19 protein-coding genes are annotated in these 24059 nt (G+C 61.6%); 11 read left to right on the forward strand and 8 right to left on the reverse strand.

All coding sequences use genetic code 11. The features are described 5' to 3' along the window. Positions 1–218 precede the first annotated feature (218 nt). Entirely contained in the window at positions 219–1286 is a 1068-nt protein-coding gene (locus I6L48_RS11855) for a 3-deoxy-7-phosphoheptulonate synthase (RefSeq protein WP_041213104.1), read from the reverse strand. A 141-nt stretch (positions 1287–1427) separates the two neighbouring features. On the opposite strand from I6L48_RS11855, the gene I6L48_RS11860 reads away from it, so the two are divergent. Beyond that, positions 1428–1808, forward strand: a complete 381-nt coding sequence (locus tag I6L48_RS11860) for a diacylglycerol kinase (protein ID WP_052816484.1) — start codon at positions 1428–1430, stop codon at positions 1806–1808. A gap of 78 nt (positions 1809–1886) precedes the next feature. Here I6L48_RS11860 and serA read toward each other — a convergent pair whose 3' ends face one another. The 4 genes from serA to I6L48_RS11880 form a co-directional block, all read right to left on the reverse strand. Further along, entirely contained in the window at positions 1887–3119 is a 1233-nt protein-coding gene (gene serA / locus I6L48_RS11865) for a phosphoglycerate dehydrogenase (protein ID WP_039040384.1), read from the reverse strand. Positions 3120–3384: 265 nt separating this feature from the next. After that, entirely contained in the window at positions 3385–4038 is a 654-nt protein-coding gene (rpiA, locus tag I6L48_RS11870; RefSeq protein WP_216987264.1) for a ribose-5-phosphate isomerase RpiA, read from the reverse strand. A gap of 142 nt (positions 4039–4180) precedes the next feature. Next, entirely contained in the window at positions 4181–4777 is a 597-nt protein-coding gene (locus I6L48_RS11875) for a 5-formyltetrahydrofolate cyclo-ligase (RefSeq protein WP_039040382.1), read from the reverse strand. A 104-nt stretch (positions 4778–4881) separates the two neighbouring features. Further along, on the reverse strand, positions 4882–6228 hold the full coding sequence (locus I6L48_RS11880; RefSeq protein ID WP_039040381.1) for a Na+/H+ antiporter NhaC family protein: 1347 nt from the start codon (positions 6226–6228) through the stop codon (positions 4882–4884). A 316-nt stretch (positions 6229–6544) separates the two neighbouring features. On the opposite strand from I6L48_RS11880, the gene dapB reads away from it, so the two are divergent. From dapB to I6L48_RS11910, 6 genes are all read left to right on the forward strand, one after another. Then, positions 6545–7357, forward strand: coding sequence for a 4-hydroxy-tetrahydrodipicolinate reductase (gene dapB, locus I6L48_RS11885; protein WP_010675190.1), 813 nt, complete (start codon positions 6545–6547; stop codon positions 7355–7357). A gap of 659 nt (positions 7358–8016) precedes the next feature. Next, entirely contained in the window at positions 8017–9153 is a 1137-nt protein-coding gene (gene carA / locus I6L48_RS11890; protein WP_010675189.1) for a glutamine-hydrolyzing carbamoyl-phosphate synthase small subunit, read from the forward strand. Positions 9154–9169: 16 nt separating this feature from the next. Beyond that, positions 9170–12394, forward strand: coding sequence for a carbamoyl-phosphate synthase large subunit (gene carB / locus I6L48_RS11895; RefSeq protein WP_010675188.1), 3225 nt, complete (start codon positions 9170–9172; stop codon positions 12392–12394). Positions 12395–12897: 503 nt separating this feature from the next. Beyond that, a complete protein-coding gene (gene leuA / locus I6L48_RS11900; RefSeq protein ID WP_113070069.1) occupies positions 12898–14556 on the forward strand; it encodes a 2-isopropylmalate synthase in 1659 nt (552 codons plus the stop codon). Positions 14557–14799: 243 nt separating this feature from the next. Next, positions 14800–15705: a GGDEF domain-containing protein gene (locus I6L48_RS11905; RefSeq protein WP_113070070.1), complete on the forward strand. Its 906-nt coding sequence runs from the start codon at positions 14800–14802 to the stop codon at positions 15703–15705. Positions 15706–15850: 145 nt separating this feature from the next. After that, a complete protein-coding gene (locus I6L48_RS11910; RefSeq protein WP_180321002.1) occupies positions 15851–17014 on the forward strand; it encodes a DUF1615 domain-containing protein in 1164 nt (387 codons plus the stop codon). Positions 17015–17081: 67 nt separating this feature from the next. Here the strand turns inward: I6L48_RS11910 and I6L48_RS11915 are convergent, their stop codons facing one another. The 3 genes from I6L48_RS11915 to I6L48_RS11925 form a co-directional block, all read right to left on the reverse strand. Continuing rightward, on the reverse strand, positions 17082–17324 hold the full coding sequence (locus I6L48_RS11915; protein WP_216987265.1) for a hypothetical protein: 243 nt from the start codon (positions 17322–17324) through the stop codon (positions 17082–17084). Positions 17325–17401: 77 nt separating this feature from the next. Further along, a complete protein-coding gene (locus tag I6L48_RS11920; RefSeq protein ID WP_180898916.1) occupies positions 17402–18259 on the reverse strand; it encodes a nuclease-related domain-containing protein in 858 nt (285 codons plus the stop codon). A gap of 243 nt (positions 18260–18502) precedes the next feature. Further along, positions 18503–19471, reverse strand: coding sequence for an autotransporter domain-containing protein (locus I6L48_RS11925; RefSeq protein ID WP_216987266.1), 969 nt, complete (start codon positions 19469–19471; stop codon positions 18503–18505). Between the two features lie 333 nt (positions 19472–19804). Between I6L48_RS11925 and I6L48_RS11930 the strand changes: the two genes are divergently transcribed. From I6L48_RS11930 to I6L48_RS11945, 4 genes are all read left to right on the forward strand, one after another. Beyond that, entirely contained in the window at positions 19805–20455 is a 651-nt protein-coding gene (locus I6L48_RS11930; protein ID WP_010675180.1) for a DedA family protein, read from the forward strand. Between the two features lie 245 nt (positions 20456–20700). Then, positions 20701–21996 (forward strand): DEAD/DEAH box helicase, encoded by a 1296-nt coding sequence (locus I6L48_RS11935; protein WP_010675179.1) that lies wholly within the window; start codon positions 20701–20703, stop codon positions 21994–21996. Positions 21997–22111: 115 nt separating this feature from the next. Beyond that, on the forward strand, positions 22112–22747 hold the full coding sequence (locus I6L48_RS11940; protein WP_069652571.1) for a DUF2913 family protein: 636 nt from the start codon (positions 22112–22114) through the stop codon (positions 22745–22747). Between the two features lie 254 nt (positions 22748–23001). Next, positions 23002–24042, forward strand: coding sequence for a M35 family metallo-endopeptidase (locus I6L48_RS11945; RefSeq protein WP_029314738.1), 1041 nt, complete (start codon positions 23002–23004; stop codon positions 24040–24042). Positions 24043–24059 lie beyond the last annotated feature (17 nt).

The raw sequence follows: 24059 nt of genomic DNA on the forward strand, positions 1-24059 counted from the left end.
AGATAGCGTTTGTAGGGTCGATTAGCGAAGCGTAATCGGCCGCCTGCAAGAATAAGGGGCCAGTATCAGGAATACTGGCCCCTTTGCTTTTATTCGCTGTTCAGCCCAGCTTGTCCAGATGTACCTTGGCCGCTTCGGCCAGCATGGCGAGCAGGGTCTCGGTGTCTTTCCATGACAGGCATCCGTGATGCTCTGGCCGAAGGATGATGGCGCAGCCGTTAACCCTGGCGGGTTTTCTCCAGCCGCACCTGGGCGGCTTCTGCCAGCATGGCCAGCAGGGTTTCGGTGTCACTCCACGACAGACAGGCATCGGTGATGCTCTGGCCGAAGGTGGCGGCACAGCCGTTCTCCACGTCCTGACGCCCTTCCACCAGGAAGCTCTCGGCCATGATGCCGGCGATGCCGGTGCGGCCGCGGCGCAGCTGATCGCAGATATCCTGGGCCACCAGCAGTTGGCGGCGGTGATCCTTCATGCTGTTGCCGTGGCTGAAGTCCACCACCAGGCGCTCCGGCAGGCCCACCTGGGCCAGAGCCTCGCACGCCTCGTCGATGCTGGCGGTGTCGTAGTTGGGACGGTGGCCGCCGCGCAGGATCACGTGGCCGTAGGGGTTGCCGGCGGTGCGGTAGATGGTCATCTTGCCGTCCTTGTCCGGGGAGTAGAAGATGTGGCTGTGACGGGCGGCGCGCACCGCATCGATGGCAATGCGGGTGTTGCCGTCGGTGCCGTTCTTGAACCCCACCGGGCAGGAGAGGGCGGAGGCCATCTCCCGGTGAACCTGGGATTCGGTGGTGCGCGCGCCGATGGCGCCCCAGGTGATGAGATCGCTGATGTACTGGCCGGTCACCATGTCGAGGAACTCGGTGGCGGTGGGCATGCCGGTCTCGTTGATGTCCACCAGCAGCTTGCGGGCCAGTTTGAGCCCTTCATTGACGTCGAAACTGCCGTCCAGGCGCGGATCATTGATGAGCCCCTTCCAGCCGACGATGGTGCGAGGCTTTTCGAAGTAGGTGCGCATCACGATGCACAGGCTCTCTTTGTACTCTTCACGCAGGGTGTTCAGACGCAGAGCGTATTCGTGGGCGGCGGCGGGATCGTGGATGGAGCAGGGGCCGACGATGACCAGCAGGCGCTGATCCTCACCGGACAGAATGGCTTCCACTTGGCGGCGGGCATCCAGCAGGTTCTGGGCGATGGTGTCGGTTAACGGGAAGGCGTGCGCCAGCTCGCTGGGGGTGATCAGGGCCTCCAGGCGACGGGTGCGCAATTCATCGGTGTGAATGGACATACGACTCAATTCTCGAGTGGATAAGGTGGGCGGGATGCCAAAATGCAAGGGAATAAAATAAAGCAAAAGTCACCCGATGGAAACCTTGGGCGGCTCTGATAGGATGTGAACCCAAAAGCCATTTCAAATGAGGTAGTTATCGTGGCAAAGCCAGGCGCGACCGGGATCACCCGCATCATCAACGCAACCGGTTACAGCATGAAAGGTCTCAAATCGGCCTGGGTCAACGAGGCCGCCTTCCGTCAGGAGCTGCTGCTCATCCTGCTGCTGATGCCGCTGGCATTCTGGATAGGTGACTCCCTCAACGAGATCCTGCTGCTCGTCTGTATCAGCTGGCTGGTGGTGATCGTCGAGGTGCTCAACTCCGCCGTGGAGGCGGTGGTGGATCGCATCGGCTCCGAGCATCACGAACTCTCGGGCCGCGCCAAGGATCTGGGCTCCGCCGCCGTCTTCATCGCCCTGGCCCTCAATGCCCTGGTGTGGGGCGCCCTGGTGGGCCGCAACCTGCTGGGCTGGTGGTAGGTTGCGAGAGCAACCTTTCTCCTGACATAAAAAAGCCCGTCATCACGACGGGCTTTTTGCTGCGCAGATAAGGGCTTATCAGTGCAGGATCCGGGCACGGATGGTCCCATTGATCTCTTTGAGACGGGCCAGGGCCTTCTCGCTGTGCTCGGTTTCGACGTCGATGACCACGTAACCGATCTCGCTGCTGGTCTGCAGGTACTGACCGGCGATGTTGATCCCCTCGTCGGCGAAGATCTGGTTGATCTGGTTCATCACGCCGGGCTGGTTGCGGTGAATGTGCAGCAGGCGGCTGGAGCCCTTGTGGCCGGGCAGGGAGACTTCCGGGAAGTTGACCGCGGAGAGGGTGGAGCCGTTGTCGGAGTATTTGACCAGCTTGTTGGCCACTTCCAGACCGATGTTTTCCTGGGCTTCCTGGGTGGAGCCGCCGATGTGGGGGGTCAGGATCACGTTGTCCAGGCCGCGCAGCGGGGTGAGGAACTCCTCGTCGTTGGACTTGGGCTCCACCGGGAAGACGTCGATGGCGGCGCCGGAGAGGTGGCCGCTCTTGATGACGTCGGCCAGGGCATCGATGTCCACCACGGTGCCGCGGGAGGCGTTGATGAAGATGGCGCCCGGTTTCATCATGCGCAGTTGCTCTGCACCGATGAGATCCTTGGTGGAGGCGGTTTCCGGTACGTGCAGGCTGATGACGTCAGACATGTTGAGCAGCTCCACCAGGTTCGGCACCTGGATGGCGTTGCCAAGGGAGAGCTTGTTCTCGATGTCGTAGTAATAGACCTTCATGCCGATCATCTCGGCGATGATGCCAAGCTGGGTGCCGATGTGACCGTAGCCGATGATGCCGAGCTTCTTGCCGCGGGCTTCGACGCTGCGGTTGGCCAGCTTCTCCCAGACGCCGCGATGGCACTTGGCGTTCTTCTCGGGAATGCCGCGCAGCAGCAGCAGGATCTCCCCCAGTACCAGTTCGGCCACGGAGCGGGTGTTGGAGAAGGGGGCGTTGAAGACGGGGATGCCGCGCACGTGGGCGGCGTCGAGGGAGACCTGGTTGGTGCCGATGCAGAAGCAGCCGATGGCCACCAGCTTGGTGGCGGCATCCAGCACCTTCTCGGTGATCTGGGTGCGTGAACGCAGGCCCACGAAATGCACGTCACGAATGCGCTCGATCAACTCCTCTTCCGACAGGGACGTCTTCAGATATTCCACATTGGTGTAGCCGGCTGCCCGAAAGGTCTCCACCGTATTGGGATGGACTCCCTCCAGCAGCAGTACCTTGATCTTATCCTTGTCCAGCGAAAACTTGGCTGTCATGACGTTCCCTCTATTGTTTTGAAAAATGCGTTCAGGCTTGCAGTGTGAAGAAAACCGTAAAGTAGCAAAAACGTTTGGGAGAGGGAATATTTGTGACGAAAGTCAAATTCTTTGAAGTTATCAACGATTGTTGCAGATGTGCTGCTACAAGCCATTGAGGGATAACCAGAAACGGCGCCATGAGGCGCCGTTTTCCATTTGGGGCAGTCAGATTGACTGACCGGGGCGGGGGCTTGCCCGGAGGGAGAGGTCCGGGGAGCGGGCCTTAGTTGGTGATCACACCCTCGGGGGTGCCGATCAGCACAACGTCGGCGCCACGGTGGGCGAACAGGCCGTTGGTGACCACGCCCACGATGCTGTTGAGGCAGGTTTCCAGAGCCTTGGCATCGGTGATGGCCATGCCCTTGACGTCCAGGATGATGTTGCCGTTGTCGGTCACCACCCCTTCACGCCACACCGGGTTGCCGCCAAGGGCGCGGATCTCGCGGGCCACGTATTCGCGGGCCATGGGGATCACTTCCACCGGCAGGGGGAAGGTGCCCAGCACGTCGACGGTCTTGGTGTTGTCGATGATGCAGATGAACTGGTCGGCCACGGCGGCGACGATCTTCTCGCGGGTCAGGGCGGCGCCGCCCCCCTTGATCATGTCGCGGCTGGCGTTGATCTCGTCGGCACCATCCACGTAGACGGAGAGGGCATCGATGTCGTTGAGGTCAAACACCGGGATGCCGAGACCCTTGAGGCGCTCGGTGGAGGCGATGGAGCTCGACACCGCGCCCTTGATCTGGTCTTTCATGGTCGCCAGTGCGTCGATGAAGTGATTGACGGTAGAGCCGGTGCCCACCCCGACGATGGTGCCGGGTACCACGTATTTGAGCGCAGCCCAACCGGCCGCCTTCTTCATTTCATCTTGAGTCATGATGGATCCTTATGGAAAAAGCGGGCGCATTATATCCAAGCATCCCCCCCAGAGCGACCATGGTGCTCACGTTCCGGCGCAAAAATCCTCAAGATGTAAATCGTTTGCCTGTTTATTGAACCGAAGGGGGCGGCCCGTCTGATCAGGCAAAGTGCCAGCTGCGGCTGGGGGTGATGATCTGGGGGAGCGGCACGTCCCACTGCTCCCGGGGGACGGCATCCACCTGCTGGCAGTCGTGGGCGAGCCCCAGAGGTCTTGGGCCGAGCTGGTGCTCGTGCCAGCAGGCGAGGGTGCGATCGTAGTAGCCGCCCCCCATGCCGAGGCGGTTGCCAGCCTCATCGAAGGCCACCAGCGGGGTGCAGATGATGTCCAGCATGCTGTGGGGCAGCACCTGCTGCACGTCGAGCTCGGGCTCGGCGATGCCGTAGCGGTTGCGGGTCATGGGGGTGGTGGCGGTGTAGCGCAAGAAGAGCAGGTGACCCGGGGTGAAGGGGTGTAGCACCGGCAGGTAGACCTCCTTTTGCCGGGCCCACAGCCAGTGGATGGCGGGCAGGGGATCGAGCTCCCCGTCGTTGGCCAGATAGAGGGCGATGCGCCTGGCCGCGAGGATGCCGGGGTGTTCCTGGAAGCGTTCGACCAGCTGTTGGGCCGCCGCCTGCTGCTCGGCCTGGCTCAGGCTTTTTCTGCGCTGGCGAATGAGCTGGCGCAGGTTCTGGCGTTCGGGTTGGGTATCCGGCATGGGGACTCCTGGGCAAAGGTGGGCTGGCGCTACCTTAGCAAGGGGCCGACGGGATGAAAAGCCGATGGCGGGGCCGCCAGCCGGGCGGCCCCTGAGGTCGGGCGTCAGGAACGGTGGGGGGCGGGAGCCACTGCACCCATCTGGTGCTTGAGGAAGACGGCCACGATGGCGGCCAGTGCCAGCGCCATGGGGTAGAAGCTCATGCTCACGACCAGGATCGGCGAGAGGGCGAAGATGGAACCCAGCAGCAGCGCCTGGGCGCCCCAGGGAATCAGCCCCTGCACCACGCAGGAGAAGATGTCCAGCATGGAGGCGGCGCGGCGCGGGGTGACCCCGTGATGGTCCGCCAGATCCCTGGCCACCTTGCTCGCGACTATGATGGCCACGGTGTTGTTGGCGGTGCACAGGTTGGTGAGGCTCACCACGCCGGCGATGCCGAGCTCGGCCGCCTTTTCGTTCTGCTCGCCATCGTGGTGGCGGGTGAAGCGGGCAATCAGGGCGGCGATGCGCTCACTTATCCATGCGAGCCCCCCCTGGCGTTCCATCAGGGCACCCAGACCGCCGATGAGCATGGAGAGCAGGAAGATCTCCTGCATGCTGGTAAAGCCCTGATAGATGTCCTTGCTGAACTGGCCGAGGGAGTAGCTGCCAAGCAGCCCCACGCCACCGGCCGCCAGGATGCCGAGCCCCAGTACCATGAAGACGTTCATGCCAGAGAGGGCCAGCACCAGGATCAGCAGGTAGGGGGCAACCTTGAGCAAGTCCGCCTCGGCGGTGGGGGCCGGCGCTTCACCGGTGGAGCCCAGCACCAGATAGAGCAGGATCACCAGCACGGCGGCGGGGGCGGCAATCTTGATGTTCTCGCGAAACTTGTCCTTCATCTCGCAGCCCTGGCTGCGGGTGGCGGCGATGGTGGTGTCGGAGATGATGGAGAGGTTGTCCCCGAACATGGCGCCGGAGAGGATGGTCCCCGCCATCAGCATCGGATCGATGCCGGCGGCCTGGGCGACGCCCAGCGCCACCGGTGCCACGGCGCCGATGGTGCCCATGGAGGTACCCATGGCGGTGGCAATGAAGGCAGAGATGAGGAAGAGCCCCGGCAGCAGGCACCAGCCCGGAATGAGGGAGAGGCCGAGGGCGACCGTGGCATCCACCCCGCCGGTGGCCTTGGCCACGGTGGCGAAGGCGCCCGCCAGCAAATAGATGAGGCACATGGCCATGATGTTGCTCTCGCCCACCCCCTTGAAGAAGGTCTCGAGGTTCTTGTTGAACCCCTCGCGTCCCATCAGCAGGGCCAGCATGACGGCAGGCAGGGCGGCAACGGGGGCGGGGAGCTGGTAGAAGGCGAACTCGACCCCCTGCAGGGTCAGCCAGGTACCGGTACCGATGAAGAGGGCAAGAAAGACCAGAAGGGGCAGCAGGGCTCTGGCACGGGGTTGGGTCTGGATCATGTGTTCCTCGAAACTTGAACAATGACCTCCTGTCGTTGCCTGTGGCGCCTCCAGGGCGGGCACAGGGCGGGCATCCTGCCACCATGGGGGGCCAACAGTAGTGAGTCGGCCCGCCCGGGTCAAGATAGCCGTCCAGATGGATAGGGCTTTTTGCTTCGTGATTCTGACTTGTCTGGTTATTCCGTTATTTATTCTGTTTTTAATGGATTTATCGTTTAAATGTCGGGGTGGTTTGGCGGGCCAGATCGGGCTTTTCAAAGGGGGCGCGGGCTGGTAAAACGGTCTCTTTCCATAATAAAGAGATGAGAGGGTGGAGATGGACAATCCGATCCGTGTGGCCGTGATGGGCTGTAATGGTCGTATGGGCAAGGTGCTGCTGGAGGCTATCGCCAACGCCGAGGGCGTGGTGGTGGGAGCGGCGCTGGAACGACCGGGCTCTGCCGTGATCGGTCTGGATGCGGGTGAACTCAACGGCCTGGGGCGCCTTGGCGTCATCATCAGCGACAGTCTGGAGAAGGTGAAGGACGAATTCGATCTCATCATCGACTTCACCCGCCCCGAGGTGACCCTGGCGAACCTCGCCTTTGCACTGGCTCATGGCAAGCAGATGGTGATCGGCACCACCGGCTTTGACGAGGCGGGCAAGGCGGCCCTGCACGAGGCGGGCAAGCAGATCGGCATCGTCTTCGCCTCCAACTACTCGGTCGGGGTCAACCTGGTGTTCAAGCTGCTGGAGCAGGCGGCCAGGGTGATGGGGGAGTACACCGACATCGAGATCATCGAGGGGCACCACAGACACAAGGTGGATGCTCCGTCCGGCACCGCGCTCTCCATGGGAGAAGTGGTGGCGAAAACCCTGGGCCGGGATCTCAAAGAGTGCGCCGTCTATGGCCGTGAGGGGATCACCGGTGAACGGGATCGCAACACCATCGGCTTTGCCACCATCCGCGCCGGGGATCTGGTGGGGGAGCACACCGTCATGTTCGCCGACATCGGCGAGCGGGTCGAGATCAGCCACAAGGCTTCCAGCCGTCTGACCTTCGCCAACGGTGCAGTGCGGGCGGGCAAGTGGCTCGGCCAGCAAGGGGCCGGTCTCTATGACATGCAGGATGTGCTCGGTCTGAAATAAACCGTCTTCAGGGGGAGTGCAGACTCCCGTACTGGTTGCCAAACCCCGGTCCGCCGGGGTTTTTTGTCACTTTTTTGTAGAAATAAGCCTTAATCATCACTTTTTGAGTGAACCTCGCTAAATCCTGCCATTCTTACAAGCCTGCCACCCTCTTGCGACATAAATGTCATCAAGGGGTAACGGCTTTGGGTCTCAATATTCCCCTGCGGGGGGCATTTTGCCCTGATGTGAAATAGACTAAAAATGCAATCAAAGAAAAACGTTTTCCATTCTTTGTGTTCACTTTTCTGGCTTCAAATGGTGTTTTTGCTGTTGTGTTGTTTATTTTTTAATTTTCTATCTTGCTGTTTATTAAGTGGTAAATTTGGATTTTTGTACGTTGCATGGCATCGGGTGCCGCTTTGTTGTCTGTGTTTGGCTTTTCTTTTTGAAGAGGGGGTTGCAAAGCGAGTGAGTGCATAGATAATGGGTAATGTTGCTTGTTTATTGAATTTAGATGCATTTCAAACGAGAAAAGACGTTGAAATGAGATCGTTTTTAAGTAGAATGCGCCCAATTTGCCAGAAATCTGCCGGGTTCGAGTCCTGTCAAAGACCGGAACCGAGCCCGCAACACCCAGGTAAATTGCTGAATTTAAAGCTAAATAACTGGAGGTTGTCTTGAATCACACTGCATTGCTAGTGCTGGAAGATGGAACTGTGTTCAAAGGCGTGTCGATAGGCGCCGAGGGATGTTCCGTTGGTGAAGTGGTTTTCAACACGTCGATGACGGGTTATCAGGAAATCCTCACAGATCCCTCCTATTCCCGTCAGATCGTTACCCTCACTTACCCCCATATAGGCAACACCGGCACCAACAGCGAAGATGAAGAGTCCAGTCAGGTCCATGCTCAGGGCCTCATCATCCGGGACCTTCCGATACTGGCCTCCAACTTCCGCAATCAGCAATCCCTCTCCGATTACCTCAAGTCTCACAACATCGTTGGCATCGCCGACATCGACACCCGCAAGCTGACCCGCATCCTGCGTGAAAAAGGCGCCCAGGCCGGTTGCATCCTGGCCGGCAAGCAGCTCGATGAAGCCCATGCCCTCGAACAGGCCCGCGCCTTCCCCGGTTTGAAGGGGATGGACCTGGCCAAGGAAGTGACCGTGAGCGAATCCTACAGCTGGACTGAAGGCAGCTGGCAGCTCGGCAAGGGTCACGTCACCCCGGCGGCCGATGAGCTGAAATACCACGTGGTGGCCTACGACTTCGGCGTGAAGCGCAACATCCTGCGCATGCTGGTGGACCGTGGCTGCCGCCTGACCGTGGTGCCGGCCAAGACTCCGGCCGCCGAGGTACTGGCGATGAACCCGGATGGCATCTTCCTCTCCAACGGCCCCGGCGACCCCGAGCCGTGCGACTACGCCATCGAAGCTATCAAGGCTTTCCTTGATACCAGCACCCCGGTGTTCGGTATCTGCCTGGGCCACCAGTTGCTGGGCCTGGCCTCCGGCGCCAAGACCATCAAGATGAAGTTCGGCCACCACGGTGCCAACCACCCGGTGAAGAGTCTGGACGACAACACCGTGATGATCACCGCCCAGAACCACGGCTTTGCGGTGGACGAGCAGACCCTGCCCGAGTGCCTGCGTGCCACCCACGTCTCCCTGTTCGATGGGTCGCTCCAGGGCATCCATCGCACCGACCGTCCGGCCTTCAGCTTCCAGGGTCACCCCGAAGCGAGCCCGGGCCCGCACGATTGTGCCGGTCTGTTCGACCACTTTATTGAATTGATTAAGCAGTATCGCGCCTAAGAGGATAAAGAGAGCCATGCCAAAACGTAACGACCTACAGAGCATCCTGATCCTCGGCGCCGGCCCCATCGTCATCGGTCAGGCCTGCGAATTCGACTACTCCGGCGCCCAGGCGTGCAAGGCCCTGAAAGAAGAGGGCTACCGCGTCATCCTGGTGAACTCCAACCCGGCCACCATCATGACCGACCCGGAGATGGCCGACGCCACCTACATCGAGCCCATCACCTGGGAAGTGGTGCGCGAGATCATCAAGAAAGAGCGCCCGGACGCCATCCTGCCCACCATGGGTGGTCAGACTGCGCTGAACTGCGCCCTGGCGCTGGAGCAGCATGGCGTGCTCAAGGAGTTCGGTGTCGAGATGATCGGCGCCACCGCCGACGCCATCGACAAGGCCGAAGATCGCTCCCGCTTTGACAAGGCCATGCGCAGCATCGGTCTCGAGTGCCCCCGTGCCGGCATCGCCCACAATATGGAAGAGGCCTGGGGCGTGCAGCAGATGGTAGGCTTCCCCTGCATCATCCGTCCTTCCTTTACCATGGGTGGCTCGGGCGGCGGCATCGCCTACAACACCGAAGAGTTCGTGGAGATCTGCGAGCGCGGTCTGGATCTCTCCCCGACCAAGGAGCTGCTCATCGACGAGTCGCTCATCGGCTGGAAAGAGTACGAGATGGAAGTGGTGCGGGATCGCAACGACAACTGCATCATCGTCTGCGCCATCGAGAACTTCGACCCCATGGGCATCCACACCGGTGACTCCATCACGGTCGCGCCAGCTCAGACGCTGACCGACAAGGAGTACCAGATCATGCGCAACGCCTCCATGGCGGTGCTGCGCGAGATCGGTGTCGAGACCGGCGGCTCCAACGTCCAGTTCGGCATCAACCCCAAAGACGGCCGCATGGTCATCATCGAGATGAACCCGCGGGTGTCGCGCTCCTCTGCACTGGCCTCCAAGGCGACCGGCTTCCCCATCGCCAAGATCGCCGCCAAGCTCGCCATCGGTTACACCCTGGACGAGCTGATGAACGACATCACCGGTGGTCGTACCCCGGCCTCCTTCGAGCCGGCCATCGACTACGTGGTGACCAAGGTGCCGCGCTTCAACTTCGAGAAGTTCGCCGGTGCCAACGACCGTCTGACCACCCAGATGAAGTCCGTGGGTGAAGTGATGGCTATCGGCCGCAACTTCCAGGAGTCCCTGCACAAGGCCCTGCGTGGCCTCGAGACCGGCAAGACCGGCTTCGACCCCATGGTTGACCTCAACGCCCCCGACTCTCTGACCCGCATCCGTCACGAGCTGCAGGATGCTGGTGCCGAGCGCATCTTCTACATCGCCGACGCCTTCCGCGCCGGCCTCTCCATGGACGGCGTGTTCAAGCTGACCAAGATTGACCCCTGGTTCCTGGTGCAGATTGAAGAGCTGGTGAAACTGGAAGAGCAGGTGAAAGAGCGCGGCATGGCCGGTCTTGACGCCGACTTCCTGCGCGCCCTCAAGCGCAAGGGCTTTGCCGACGCCCGCCTGGCCAAGATCCTCGGCGTGGCCGAAGGGGAAGTGCGTAAATTGCGTGCCCGCCACAACATCTTCCCGGTCTACAAGCGGGTCGATACCTGCGCCGCCGAGTTCGCCACCAATACCGCCTACATGTACTCCAGCTATGACGAGGAGTGCGAGGCCAACCCCACCAACCGCGACAAGATCATGGTCATCGGTGGCGGCCCGAACCGTATCGGTCAGGGCATCGAGTTCGACTACTGCTGCGTACACGCGGCCCTGGCCCTGCGTGAAGATGGTTACGAGACCATCATGGTCAACTGCAACCCGGAAACCGTCTCCACCGACTACGACACCTCGGATCGTCTCTACTTCGAGCCGGTGACCCTGGAAGACGTGCTGGAAATCGTGCGGGTCGAGCAGCCCAAGGGTGTCATCGTCCAGTACGGCGGCCAGACTCCGCTGAAACTGGCGCGGGCATTGGAAGCCAACGGCGTGCCGGTCATCGGGACCAGCCCGGATGCCATCGACCGCGCGGAAGATCGCGAGCGCTTCCAGTCCGCCGTTGAGCGCCTGGGGCTCAAGCAGCCGGAAAACGGCACTGTCACCGCCCTGGAGCAGGCCGTGCAACTGGCCACGCGCATCACCTACCCGCTGGTGGTTCGCCCCTCCTACGTGCTGGGTGGCCGCGCCATGGAAATCGTCTATGACGAGCAGGACCTGCGCCGCTACTTCGCCGAGGCAGTGAGCGTCTCCAACGAGTCGCCGGTGCTGCTGGACCGCTTCCTGGACGACGCCACCGAGGTGGACGTGGACGCCATCTGCGACGGCGTTGACGTGGTCATCGGCGGCATCATGGAGCACATCGAACAGGCCGGTATCCACTCCGGTGACTCCGCCTGCTCCCTGCCGCCCTACACCCTGTCCAAGGCCATCCAGGACGAGATGCGCGAGCAGGTGCGCAAGCTGGCGCTGGAACTCGGCGTGGTCGGTCTGATGAACGTGCAGTTCGCGGTGAAAGACAACGAGATTTACCTCATCGAGGTGAACCCCCGTGCCGCCCGTACCGTGCCCTTCGTCTCCAAGGCCACCGGTGCCCCGCTGGCGAAGATCGCCGCCCGCGTCATGGCCGGTCAGAGCCTGAAAGAACAGGGCTTTACCACCGAGATCATCCCGCCCTACTACTCGGTGAAGGAAGTGGTACTGCCGTTCGCCAAGTTCCCGGGTGTGGATCCGCTGCTGGGGCCGGAAATGCGCTCCACCGGTGAAGTCATGGGGGTAGGCAGCAGCTTCGCCGAGGCCTATGCCAAGGCGCAGCTGGGTGCCGGTCACCAGGTTCCGAGCGAAGGTCGCGCCCTCTTGTCCGTGCGCCACGGCGACAAGGAACGGGTGGTCAACCTGGCCGCCAAGCTGCTGGAGCTGGGCTATGACCTCGACGCCACCCACGGCACCGCCGTGACCTTGGGCGAGGCGAGCATCAACCCGCGTCTGGTCAACAAGGTGCACGAGGGTCGTCCGCACATTCTGGATCGCATCAAGAATGGCGAGTACACCTACATCGTCAACACCGCCGAGGGTCGTCAGGCCATCGAGGATTCCAAGCAGCTGCGCCGTGGCGCCCTGCAGCACAAGGTGGCTTACACCACCACGCTGCATGCGGCCTTCGCCACCTGCATGGCCATCAGTGTCGATGCCACCGCCAATGTGAACTCGGTGCAGGAGCTGCATGAGAAGGTGAACAACCGCTAAGAGCACCGGCAGCACACTGCCCGCTCGATGTACGCAAACCCCGCCAGCGATGGCGGGGTTTTTTATTGCCTGCGCCCTGCCACTTCCGGGGGGGCGCCAGCAAGGAAGATGGGTGAGATGGCGAATAATCCATCAGGGGTGGTGATATTCACCCCGTTATTGGGTATTCACTGCATCCATATTGCTTAATTGACATGAAATGGTGCAATCTTCGCAATCTCTCGCCCCCACGACCTCCCTATACTGGATGCTCATACAAACAAGGTCGTCTGCGCCGACACACCGAAAGGTGGCGTGCGAGAGGATCAGCGCCCGCAGCCCGATCCGGCTGCCGTGGCCGGCCCCGGTGACCGACGGGGGCCGCAGGAAAACCGGTCGCGGGGTTACCGCCGCGCGACTCGTCAGGGACGGTGTTACCGCACCAACCCGCTTCCCCTCCTTGCCCCACCCGCCTGTCGGCCCGGTCGTCCGGCGCCTCGCCCATCCGTCAAGGGAATCTGAATATGAGCTTCGATCATCGCAAATACCGCCGTGCCCCCGTGATCAACCTGGCGGATCGCCAGTGGCCCAACCGGGTACTGGAGCGGGCACCGCTCTGGTGCGCCGTGGACCTGCGCGATGGCAACCAGGCGCTGGTCGAGCCCATGACGGTGGCCCAGAAGCTGCAAATGTGGGCGCTGATGACCCACATCGGTTTCAAGCACATCGAGGTGGGCTTCCCGGCGGCCTCCCAGCCCGACTTCGATTTTGTGCGCGAACTCATCGAGCGCAACCTCATCCCCGATGACGTCACCATCCAGGTGCTGGTGCAGGCGCGTGAAGATCTGATCGCCCGCACCTTCGAGGCCCTCAAGGGGGCGAAGCGGGCCATCGTTCACGTCTACAACTCGGTCAACCCGACCCAGCGCAACTATGTGTTCAACTCAGGCAAGGACGGGGTCAAGGCCATCGCCGTGCAGGGGGCGCGCTGGGTGCGGGAGTATGCGGCCCGCAATCCGGGCACCGAGTGGAGTTTCCAGTATTCTCCGGAGAGCTTCAGCAGCACCGAGGTGGAGTTCGCCGTCGAGGTGTGTGACGCCGTCATCGACGAGTGGCGTGCCGCTGCCCGTCCCATGATCCTGAACCTCCCCGCCACGGTGGAGGTGAGCACCCCCAACGTGTTTGCGGATCAGGTGGAGTGGTTCTGTCGACACCTCAAGGCGCGACCCGAGGTGAGCATCTCCATCCACACCCACAACGACAGAGGCTGCGGGGTGGCCGCCGCCGAGCTGGCGGTGCTGGCGGGGGCGGATCGCATCGAGGGCACCCTGCTCGGCAACGGGGAGCGCACCGGCAACATGGACATCGTCACCATGGCCATGAACCTCTACAGCCAGGGGATTGACCCCGAGCTGGACCTGTCCGACATGGATGCCATCGTCGCCACCGTGGGGGCCTGCACCCAGATTGCCCTGCACCCGCGCCACCCCTATGCCGGCGAGCTGGTCTACACGGCGTTTTCCGGCAGCCACCAGGACGCCATCCGCAAGTCTCTCGCGGCAGAAAAACCGGATCACTACTGGGACGTGGCTTACCTGCCCATCGATCCTGCCGATCTCGGTCGCAGCTACGAGGCGGTGATCCGCATCAACAGCCAGTCCGGCAAGGGAGGGGTGACCTATCTGCTGGAACGTGACCTCGGTCTGCAACTGCCGCGCTGGCTGCAAATCGACTTCAGCCGCCGGGTGCAGGCCGAGGCTGAGGCGAGCAGCAGCGAAATCAGCCCGGAGCAGATCCGTACCCTGTTCGAGCAGCACTATCTCGAGCCTGCCCACGGCTATCGCATCGGGCGCTTCCAGCTCGGTCATGACAGTCAGGAGAGCCTGCGCCTGGAGTTGCAGACCCCCCAAGGCACCCTGCAACTGTGCGGTGAAGGGGAGGGAGCCATCACCGCCCTGGTCAACGGCTGGCAACGTCAGACCGGCATGCACATCGATGTGCTGGATTACTCCGAGCATGCGCTCACCGCCGGCACCGAATCCCGCGCCGCCGCTTATGTGCTGCTGAGCGTCGAGGGCACCCGGATGTGTGGCGTCGCCGTCGGTCGCGACGTGGTCAACGCCTCCCTGCAGGCGGTGATCAACGGCGCCGCCCAGCATCAGGCCCTGCGCCAGAGCGCCTGAGGCGGCACTGCCCGCCTGCCGTGAGGGCGAGCAGGGAAGGGCCGCCCGCCCGGATTCACGGCAGATCGCGCCGTCACCGTTGCAACAATCCCCTGACCCATATGGTGAGGGGATTGTTTTTTATGGAAAAATCGGCCCACAATATCAGTGATTTGCCACCAGGAATGCCGTCGGGGTTCGCTGGCGATGGCAGCCAACGGCTGCCATTCGGGATAGAAGACATGCGCGCTTGGAGCCCAAAACATGATGAAGACTCCCCTCAGGTTATCCGTTCACCCCGCCCGGTTCTTCTCGCTTCCTCCCTGCCGTCGTCTCGCGCTGGTGAGCCTGCCCTGTCTGCTGCTGCTGACGGGGATCCTGGCCGGGGTCAGCTTTGATCCCCTGGCAGAGCACAACCTCTATACCGTCGGGGCTCTGGCCGAAGCGCTCAACGTGCTGACCCTGATGTTCATGTTCTGGGTGGTGCAGTGTGCCCAGATCACCTTGAGAACCTATCTCTCCCTCACCGGCGGGCTGACCCTCTGGCTCGTCTCCGGCGTCATCGATCTGATGGATGAGGTCTATTTCCAGCCCTGGTGGCTCTCCACGGTGGAAGACAGCCTGCGCACGATCGGCATGCTGGCCTCGGCCTGGGGTGTGCTGCTGATGGTGCAGCAGATGTATGGCACCCAGATGCGGCTCTCCTCCCTCGCCATGTCAGACGAGCTGACCGGGCTCTCCAATCGCCGGGCGTTTCGCGCCGTGCTGGAGGCGCACGGAGAGGAGGGGACGCCGCTCCTGCTGCTGGATCTCGATCACTTCAAGCTGATCAACGATCGCTATGGCCATGCGATTGGCGACAATGTACTGCGTGAATTCAGCACCCTGCTGCGCCAGCTCTGCCCATTGGATGGGGTGGTGGCACGCCTTGGGGGAGAGGAGTTTGCCATCTGGCTGCCCGGCATGACGGGTGACAAGGCCCGTGCGCTGGCGGAGCAGATAAGGTGCGCGACCGAAGAGCTGGTCTCAGGTGACGGGGTAAGATTCACCGTGAGCCTTGCCCTGGGTATCAGCCAGAGCGGGGAGGGGGTGGATACTCTGCTCCAGCGCACCGATCTCGCCCTCTATCAGGCCAAGCACCTGGGACGCAACCGGGTGGAGCTGGCGTGATGGCGCCAGGGGATGCCGCAGCCAGCGGGCCAGCAGGTTCATCCGCCTTCATCTTGTCAGACTTGTTCCCTACAATGTCCGCCTCCATGCATTCGAGCCCTCTCATTCGCGATGAGGGGCAGGTCCCGCTCTTCAGGAAGCCTTCATGATCCCCTCTCACTCCTTGTTTGATGTCCATTGGCGCTGGTTGTCACTGTTTTCCCTTGCCCTGCTGTCGGGTTGTGCCAGCGAGCCTCCCGCCCCGACCAGCCCGGCGACGCCGGCGGGGCGCCCCATTCCCAAGGCGATGCAGCCGCAAAAACCGGCCGATATGAAGAGCCGCATCGTGCGCTTCCTGCCGCGCAACGTGGTGGACAAGCCGGGCTGGGCCAATGACGTGGTGACGGCGCTTACCACCCAGGGGCTGACGGTGAGCGATCACAACGTCTGCAGCGTGCTGGCGGTGGCGGAGCAGGAGGCGACCTATCAGGCGGACCCCGTGGTGCCCAACCTCAACAAAATTGCCTGGAAGGAGATCAATGCCCGGGCCAGCAAGCTGCTCATCCCCGAGTTCATGGTGCGCACGGCCCTCTCCATCCAATCCCCCACTGGCAAGAGCTATGCCGAGCGCATCGACAAGCTTCGCACCGAACGGGAGATGAGCGAGATCTTCGAAGACATGATAGGCAGCGTCCCCATGGGCAAGCAGCTCTTTGGCAACCTCAACCCGGTGCGCACCGGCGGCCCCATGCAGGTGAGCGTCGCCTTTGCCGAAGCCAACGCCCGTGGCTACCCCTATCCCGTGAAGGAGTCCATTCGCCACGAGGTGTTCACTCGTCGCGGCGGCATCTGGTTTGGCACCAAACACATCTTCGGCTATCCCGCCGACTACCCGGATACCCTCTATCGCTTCGCCGACTTCAATGCGGGCTGGTACGCGAGCCGCAATGCGGCCTTCCAGGCGGCGGTAAGCCGGGTGAGTGGCAAGCCCCTGGCCCTGGACGGGGATCTCATCCGCTACGACTCGGATTTGCCCGGCAAGACCGAGCTCGCAGTGCACAGCATCGCCAGCCGCGTCAACATGAGCAAGCAGGCCATTCACCAGAGCCTGAAGCTCGGGGACACCAGCGACTTTGCCAAAAGCGATCTCTACCACAGGGTCTTCGCCCTGGCCGACAAACAGGCCGGGACACGGCAACCCCGCGCCATCTTGCCCGGTATCCAGCTAAAGAGCCCCAAGATCACCCGCAACCTCACCACCGCCTGGTTTGCCAAGCGGGTGGATGACAGGGAGCAATCCTGCGTACGGAAGATGGCGACAATTAAGTGATGAGGCGTTTGGTCAGTAAGAAATATAACAGCCGGTTGCCATGATTAATGACAACCGGCTGAAGTCATTAATAGGCTCTCCAGCGATACCCCTTGGCCTGCATACAATCGGTGATGACTTCGTTTTTTTCCTCATCAGAGATATTGTTCAGACGGATCTCATATTTGCATTGAGACAATGCAGTGAGAGTGTCATCGTGTGACACGCCCTCTTTTCTCCATGTTGGCTGCGGGTCAGATGCGCAGGATGTCAGAAATATACTCATGCTGGCGATCACCATTGTTACCGATATTTTTTTATGCTCATTCATCAATTCCTTTTAATAGAGATTATCTGGGTTTGTGATTATGGCCCCATGGTTGCCAGGTCTGTACCGCGGTTATTTTTCTAGCGTGTAATTTTGAATGATGTCATCCCCCTGCATTTTGGATATCCGCTGCATCCCCAAAACTGGGTGCCTTTATGCTCCCCTCGGCTGGCGGTACGCAATACCATAAGGTTGCCACATCGGGGGCATGCAGGACTCTGCTCCGTGGGAGCAGGCAGGATGCGAGAGGAGGCAGTCGTGTTGTCAGCCAGAAGGGTAGCAGAGGGTGATTTTCGTGAGGGCGCCAGGTGGCGCGCCTTTAGTTGTGCAACATGTTGTCTGTGGGTCTGCCAGTTGGGAGTCAATCGTGTTTGCTGGATGGTCTTGACCACCTGGATGATGTCTGCAGGGGTCAATACCTGTGTGGTCTTCTCCTTGATATATCGGATCAATCCACGGTTCATGACGTTGTCCGGCATTGGCGTCTTGAAAGTACAGTCGCCAATAAAGTAAATCACTGAGTGCAGTTGCTGATCCGCTAGGCCCAACAGGGCCTTCAGGGTCATGACGTGCAGATGATTTTGATGCAGCGGGTTTTGAAAGTGGTGCCTGCGGCGATATATCTGCTGAGTCCAGCTTTTATGGGCCGGATTGCCGAATATCCATCCTTTCATGTTTTTTGTTTCGATCACGAACAGGCCAAACCGCGAAACAATCACATGATCTATCTGGGTAGTGCCCTGAGAAATCGGCAGGGTCACATCCTTGAGCAGGTGATATTCCCGTTTGTCGAGAAAGAGCCCGAGGCAGAGATTGAGAAACCACTCCCCGGCCATCCCTTTGAACCAGGGGCTTTTGACTATCGCGGCCAGCAACAGCAAGGGGAACACAAACCAGAGTTTGGTCAGCAACGGTGCCAGCAGACTGGTCACATCCATCTCATTCCTCCTCGGCTGTCGAAGCCATATCCGGCGCTACTAGCCAGTCCTGTTGGCTGGCAATGAACATGGGGCCCACTGGTGCCAGATGGAGTTGAGTGGGCGACAAAGCATGACTGTAGTGAGTGGTGTGCAGGAACGAAGAACAATCTTTATCAACTGGGCGGTACATCACGCAATTTTTGGCTCCAGAGGGGCATCCACCATGGCGTACAGGCAGAGAAGGCCAATGGCGTGAGAGGGCTAAAAACTCATCGCCAGTCCGATGGAGTAGCCGCTGGTACTGTTGCTGAACATATAGCGGGCCACCAGCCGGGTGCGGGTGATGAAGATGTCGTACTTGCTGCTGTCGAGTTCGAGGCCAAGTCCCAGGGAGTTGAGGCTGTTGAAACCGAGCAGCCCCCGTTGCTGCCCCAGGTATTCGGTTCTGGCTCCTTCCAGCACGTAGCGAAGGGGCCTGTCCAGCAGGGTCCAGTGCCACAGGGGGGCGCGGCGGCGCAGGTAAAGCCCGAGGTTTTCCGCATCGGCCTGACCGCTGACGCTCTCGGCGGTGCCGGTGAAGCTTTGCAGATGCTGGTAGGAGTAGCGCAGCTCGGCATCGATGTCCTGGGCGGCGGAGAAGAGCTCATAGTCCAGCATCAATGAGCCGCCGAGGCCATAGACATTGAGGTTGCCGCCATCGAGGAAGTCCAGATTCTTGCCGCTTCTGTGCTCGAGCAGGGCGGCCCCGATGCGAAGGTCGCTGGCCACCGTGCCCAGGGTGACATTGGCGATGGGCCGCAGCACCAGATTGCCACCAAAGCGATCCCGGTGGACGCTGACATCCCAGCCGATGCCGCCGGTGGCGCTCAGGCTGTTCCATTTGGTGGGAATGGTGCGGGTCTCGTTGCCATCGGTGAACACGAACTGGGGATCGTAGCGGCTGTAGCCCAGGGTGCCCTCCAGATAGAGGGGAACATCCTCGCTCAGGGTGGCGCCACCCCCGAGCTGGGTGATGGTGAGGGCAGAGGTGTCGTTGGTGCCGCTGCCGATATTCAGGTTGCTGGCGGTGATATCCGGCACCACGGCGTAGCTCATCAGGGAGACGACGGCGTTGGCGCGCTGTTGAACCAGGCTCTCGTCGCTGGCACGGGCCTTTGTCACAAGACCGGCAGAGACACCGGCAATAACCGCCAGCAAGGAAAGTGTGTGAGAAGAGAGCTGTCTTGCCATACCTGGCTCCATGAGTACCCCGTCCATCGGGGCATGTTCACACTGTAACGGGTTTCATCTGGCTTGGCAGCCTGGCAAGGGCCGACCCGTCCTGTTTTGGGGCGTGCGCATTGGCCTGATGGGCCAAGCTGCCCTTGCTTTGGCGGGGGCAGGGGGGGGGTGAGAAGGGTGAGCCGCTGGGCAGAAATCACAGACATTAATTTATTGTTCAGTTCCCCGGGTGTATAAGAGGCCTCCCATACGAACATTGGGGTGGTAGCAGGGATGGATTACCAGACGGGGCCTTCGGGTCATCATGACGAATGCGCATTACGTTGATGGGAGTCACACCAGATGCAGGACATGCTGCTTGCCATATGGCATCAGGATTTTGATCAGCTTATACAAATGCAGGCAATCGGTCTGCTCGTCACCTGTCTGGTGGTGATCCTCTTCCTTGAATCGAGCTTCGTCTTTCTGCCCCTGCCCGGTGACAGCCTGGTGCTGCTGGCGGGCGGTCTGGTGGGCATGGGGGTGCTGGGGCCCGAGGTGACCTTGCTCTATCTGCCGCTCGCGGCCGGGATAGGGAGCGTGCTCGCCTACTGGCAGGGGCAGGCACTGCATGGCACCCGTTTCATGGGCCATGTGGAGCGAATGATCCCGGAAGGGAGTCTGCCCAGGGCCTCCCGGCTGCTGGATCGTTACGGCTTCTGGGCCATGTTCGTGTCCCGTTTCATCCCCTTCGTGAGAGTGTTGACCCCCATGTTGATGGGAGTCTCCCGCCTGCACCTGCTGCGGGTGGCCGTGGCGAGTTTTGCGAGCGCCTTCCTCTGGTCCCTGGTATTGAGCATGGTCGGCAAGATGGTGATGGCGACCCCGGTCTTTGCCCATCATCAGGAGCTGCTGACCAAGTGCCTGCTCGTCACCTCTTTCGGGCTGTTCGTCATCGCGGTGGCGGCCATCGGCATGCGGCTGCTCAAGCGTCCGAGCAAGCGGGTGCGCTGATCTCACTGCCCGGGCAGCGCCTGCTGCCGCGTCTGGCGGGCACAGCCCCCGAAAAAATACAGGCCATTTGAGGCGGCATTCCTGCCGCCTATCTGTTACACTTCGCGCCCGCCATTTTCCGGCTCATCTTCTGATCTGATGTCAGACCCAGCCGTCCTTGGCTCCACGCCTCGCCGATGCCAGGCCACACGCCGGCCCAGGCCACCCACGCCAACTACAGCTCCGCTGGAACACAGGAACCCAACATGAGATTTGAATCGTTCGATTTTGCCCCCGAGATTTTGCGCGCCATCTCAGATTGCGGTTATCAGGAGATGACCCCTGTGCAGAGCCAGGCCATCCCGGCCATTCGCCGTGGCCGCGATGTGCTGGCCAGTGCCCAGACCGGTACCGGCAAGACCGCCGCCTTTGCGTTGCCCATCCTGCAACGTCTGGTAGACAACCCGGCGCCGGTGCAACCTTCCAATGCCCGCGTGCTGATCCTGACCCCGACCCGCGAGCTGGCGGCCCAGGTGGCGAGCAATATCAACGATTTCGCCAAGTATCTTGATATCACTACCCTCACCATCGTGGGTGGCGGCAAACAGGATGTGCAGGCCAAGAAGCTCAAAGCGGGCGCACACATCATAGTGGCCACCCCTGGCCGTCTGCTCGAGCACCTCACCGCCTGCAACCTGAGCCTCTCCGGGGTCGAGACCCTGGTGCTGGACGAGGCGGATCGCATCCTCGACATGGGCTTTAGCGCCGATGTGCAGCAGATCCTGCAGGCGGTCAACAAGACCCGCCAGAACCTGCTCTTCTCCGCCACCTTCTCCGAGGCGGTAAAAAAGCTGGCCAACCTCATGCTGGACAAACCCCAGGTGGTGGCCGTCGACAAGCAGAACTCTACTGCCGACACCGTGAGCCACACCGTTTATCCGGTGGAACAGAAGCGCAAACGCGAGCTGCTCTCCGAGCTTATCGGCAAGCAGAACTGGCAGCAGGTGCTGGTGTTTGCCAGCACCCGCGAGAGCTGCGATGAACTGGTGGAGGAGCTCAACCTCGACGGCATCAAGTCTGCCGTGGTGCACGGTGACAAGGCCCAGGGGAGCCGTCGCCGTGCCTTGCGTGAATTCACCGAAGGCAAGCTGCGGGTGCTGGTGGCCACCGAGGTGGCCGCCCGCGGCCTGGACATTCCGAGCCTGGAATACGTGGTCAACTATGATCTGCCGTTCCTCGCGGAAGATTACGTGCACCGTATCGGCCGAACCGGTCGCGCTGGCAAGAGCGGCATGGCCATCTCCTTCGTCAGTCGCGAGGAGGAGCGCACCCTGCTGGAGATCGAGGCCCTCATCGGCCAGAAGATCCGCCGCATCATGGTGCCGGGTTACGAGGTGAGCAGCCGTGACGACCTCATCAAGCAGTTGCAGGAGCGCCGCCGCTTCGGGAAGCGCCCGCAGCGTGAAGACAATGCCGCCGCCCAGGCCATGGCCGAGGCGAAACTGCAAGGTCAGCGCCTCAAGCGTCTGGCGGCGGCCAAGAAGCCCCGTCAGCCGAAATAAGGCAACGTCGCACCCTCCCGGTCGGGGAGGGGCGTTTACTCTCCAAAGGCGCCACTGGCGCCTTTGTGCTGTCGATGACGCGGCCCCTTGGCCGCCCCGTTTCAGAGGATCCGAGATGACCCTTCCTGCTTACAATCAGGCCCTGCTCGAGATGGCCCGCCAGAGCCTGGCGGAGCTGGAGCGCACCGCCGCCCAGAAGACGGGCAAACGCACCCCCGCCCAGGAGAGCCACTTTCTCTGTACCTGGATGGCGGATTCTCTCAAGGAGAAACGCTTCTCCCGGCTGGTGATGGAGGATCTCAAGACCTGGGTGCAACTGGGGCGGACGCTGGGGGCGGGGGCAGATCTCAAGGGGCTGCTTGAGCGGGTGCAGCGCCAGTATGAGCGTGCCATGCATGAGCCGGTACAGCTGGGGGCGCGCCTGGCCGATCTGCTTTTGGCGCTGGAGGGGGCGGGCTGGCTGGTGTTCACCGACAGCGAACTGAACACCCGGCAGCGGCTGCTGAGCCAGGGGCAATCCAGCCTGATCATCTCGGCCAGCGAGTATCAGGGCCATATCGAGGGAGGTGAGCTGGTCAAGCCCCTCACCCTCTATGTGCGCGGGGACGAGCAGGTACTGGCCGAGGCGGCATTTGCCCGGGGCCTGCTGCTGAGCCAGGGCAACAAGAAAACCACCTTGGTCAAGCACCACAAGGCCTATCGGCTGATGCCTGGCAACGCGCAGCCTGCCCTGGCGCTGCTGTCCTCCTGATCCCGCCTTCTCATCCCGACACCCGGCCCTGCGCCGGGTTTTTTTATGGCAAATGCACCCCACGGGGTTGCCTGCACGCCCGTGGCCGGGCGGGCAATCTTTGTCGCAGCCAAGGGGCTCCCCCTCTGATGGGGGGCGTCCCCCATATGGAGGGATGGTGGGGTGGTGCTTCTGCTCTAGGGTGGATGGGCCCCAAAGAGGGCCTTAAAGGAAGCAGACCGCCTGACAAGGCGACACTCAATGAATGAGGAAACATGATGAAAGCGACTCCAATTGCCCTGTTGCTGGCCGGCGTGCTGGCGTCCCCGCTCTGCGCCGCCGGGCTCGATGCCCGGCTCACCCTGGTGGAGGGCAGCACAGACGATGTGCGCGTCAACCTGACCCTGACCAACACCGGGGAGAAGCCGGTTCGTCTGCTCAAATGGCAACTGCCAGGCAGCGAGGATGCTCCCCTGTTCCAGGTGGAGCGTGACGGCCAGCCGGTGGATTACGAAGGGGCCCTGATCAAGCGGGCCGCCCCGAGTGACAAGGACTACCAACTGCTCAAGGCAGGCCAGAGCCTGACAGTCCAGGCGGAGGTCTCCGGTCTCTACGACATGAGTGCCCAGGGCCAGTACAGCATCCGTTACCTGCTGCCGACCGTGGCGCAGGAGGGGAAAGCGGCCAAGGCCAAACAGGCCCAGGCGAGCGAGTCCAATGCCGTGACCCTCTGGGTGGACGGGGTGAGCGACGATCGGGTGCTGGCCAAGGCGGCGGTGGCCGAGCCCCAGGCGGTGAGCGCCTCGGTCAGCTTCAGCGGCCGTTGCACCAATACCCAGAAGAGCGACATCCTGGCGGCGCTCGATGCCGCGAGTGGCATCGCCAACAACTCCAGCAGCTACCTCGCGGTGGACAAGCCGAATGGGCAGCGCTACCGCAGCTGGTTTGGCGCCTATGACGCCACCCGCTGGAACCAGGCCGAGACCAACTTCAGCAAGATCAAGGATGCCATCGACAACAAGCCGCTCACCTTCGACTGCGGTTGCAAGCAGAGCTATTTTGCCTATGTCTATCCGGACCAGCCCTACAAGGTCTATCTGTGCAAGAGCTTCTGGACTGCGCCGGTCACCGGGACCGATTCCCGCGCCGGCACCATTGTCCACGAGCTGAGCCACTTCAACGTGGTGGCGGGCACCGACGATCTGGGATACGGTCAGGCCAATGCGCGCAATCTGGCGAGCACGGATCCCCAGAAGGCCCTGAACAACGCCGACAACCACGAATATTTCGCCGAGAATACCCCGAGCGAAAATTGAGTTGCAAACAGGGGCCG

It is taken from the genome of Aeromonas sp. FDAARGOS 1418 (assembly GCF_019048585.1).
Lineage (GTDB): Bacteria > Pseudomonadota > Gammaproteobacteria > Enterobacterales > Aeromonadaceae > Aeromonas > Aeromonas caviae.

Bases quoted from the DNA above. Each gene is read 5' to 3' on its own strand.
- I6L48_RS11855 (WP_041213104.1), bottom strand. From the start codon at position 1,286: ATGTCCATTCACACCGATGAATTGCGCACCCGTCGCCTGGAGGCCCTG.
- serA (WP_039040384.1), bottom strand. From the start codon at position 3,119: ATGACAGCCAAGTTTTCGCTGGACAAGGATAAGATCAAGGTACTGCTG.
- rpiA (WP_216987264.1), bottom strand. From the start codon at position 4,038: ATGACTCAAGATGAAATGAAGAAGGCGGCCGGTTGGGCTGCGCTCAAA.
- I6L48_RS11875 (WP_039040382.1), bottom strand. From the start codon at position 4,777: ATGCCGGATACCCAACCCGAACGCCAGAACCTGCGCCAGCTCATTCGC.
- I6L48_RS11880 (WP_039040381.1), bottom strand. From the start codon at position 6,228: ATGATCCAGACCCAACCCCGTGCCAGAGCCCTGCTGCCCCTTCTGGTC.
- dapB (WP_010675190.1), top strand. From the start codon at position 6,545: ATGGACAATCCGATCCGTGTGGCCGTGATGGGCTGTAATGGTCGTATG.
- carB (WP_010675188.1), top strand. From the start codon at position 9,170: ATGCCAAAACGTAACGACCTACAGAGCATCCTGATCCTCGGCGCCGGC.
- leuA (WP_113070069.1), top strand. From the start codon at position 12,898: ATGAGCTTCGATCATCGCAAATACCGCCGTGCCCCCGTGATCAACCTG.
- I6L48_RS11905 (WP_113070070.1), top strand. From the start codon at position 14,800: ATGATGAAGACTCCCCTCAGGTTATCCGTTCACCCCGCCCGGTTCTTC.
- I6L48_RS11910 (WP_180321002.1), top strand. From the start codon at position 15,851: ATGATCCCCTCTCACTCCTTGTTTGATGTCCATTGGCGCTGGTTGTCA.
- I6L48_RS11915 (WP_216987265.1), bottom strand. From the start codon at position 17,324: ATGAATGAGCATAAAAAAATATCGGTAACAATGGTGATCGCCAGCATG.
- I6L48_RS11920 (WP_180898916.1), bottom strand. From the start codon at position 18,259: ATGGATGTGACCAGTCTGCTGGCACCGTTGCTGACCAAACTCTGGTTT.
- I6L48_RS11925 (WP_216987266.1), bottom strand. From the start codon at position 19,471: ATGGCAAGACAGCTCTCTTCTCACACACTTTCCTTGCTGGCGGTTATT.
- I6L48_RS11930 (WP_010675180.1), top strand. From the start codon at position 19,805: ATGCAGGACATGCTGCTTGCCATATGGCATCAGGATTTTGATCAGCTT.
- I6L48_RS11935 (WP_010675179.1), top strand. From the start codon at position 20,701: ATGAGATTTGAATCGTTCGATTTTGCCCCCGAGATTTTGCGCGCCATC.
- I6L48_RS11940 (WP_069652571.1), top strand. From the start codon at position 22,112: ATGACCCTTCCTGCTTACAATCAGGCCCTGCTCGAGATGGCCCGCCAG.
- I6L48_RS11945 (WP_029314738.1), top strand. From the start codon at position 23,002: ATGATGAAAGCGACTCCAATTGCCCTGTTGCTGGCCGGCGTGCTGGCG.